This window comes from Pseudomonas sp. FIP_A4, from assembly GCF_036701605.1.
GTDB classification, from domain to species: Bacteria; Pseudomonadota; Gammaproteobacteria; order Pseudomonadales; family Pseudomonadaceae; genus Stutzerimonas; species Stutzerimonas phenolilytica.
In genome coordinates, this window is the sequence record NZ_JAYDXP010000040.1 from 1 (window position 1) to 491 (window position 491).

Below are 491 nucleotides of genomic sequence, written 5' to 3' on the forward strand. Positions count from 1 at the left end.
GCGCGCCCATTTCACCAACAGGCGCAGGTTCATCTGCAGGCGATTGGCAAACATCTGACCGCCTTCGCACAGCCTCGCCACTTCGACGGGCGCCGGCGCGGCGTTTGGCTGCGGCGTCGCGGTGCGATTGTCGGTCACGAACGACAGGCTCGCTTCATCGCCGACGCCTCCCTCGAGCTGCGCTCGCCGCTGGCGGCGCTCAAGGCGCGCATCGAACTGGGCCTGCGCGAGGCGCAGCCGAGTGTCATCCAGCCGCCCCGCGGCGTTCAAGCGCGGGCCGAGGATGAAGCCCAGATCGGTCGAGGTGATGCGCCGATGATCGCGCCCGGCGACTTCGAGAATTGCCCGCAACCCCGGCCGCGCCCGCCCGGTCGAGCTGGGTGGCGAGGCTATCGTCGGGTTCGGCGCCCATGGCCATGACGACGGAGTCGGCCGGCAGGCGCTGGGCGTCGCCGTTGCTGTCGCGGTAGTCCACGCCACCGGCGTCGATG

At 70.7% G+C, this 491-nt stretch carries 1 pseudogene; it reads right to left on the reverse strand.

The features are described from left to right. Window positions 1-491 (reverse strand): annotated as a pseudogene (locus U8L64_RS00285) (hypothetical protein); the annotation flags it as partial.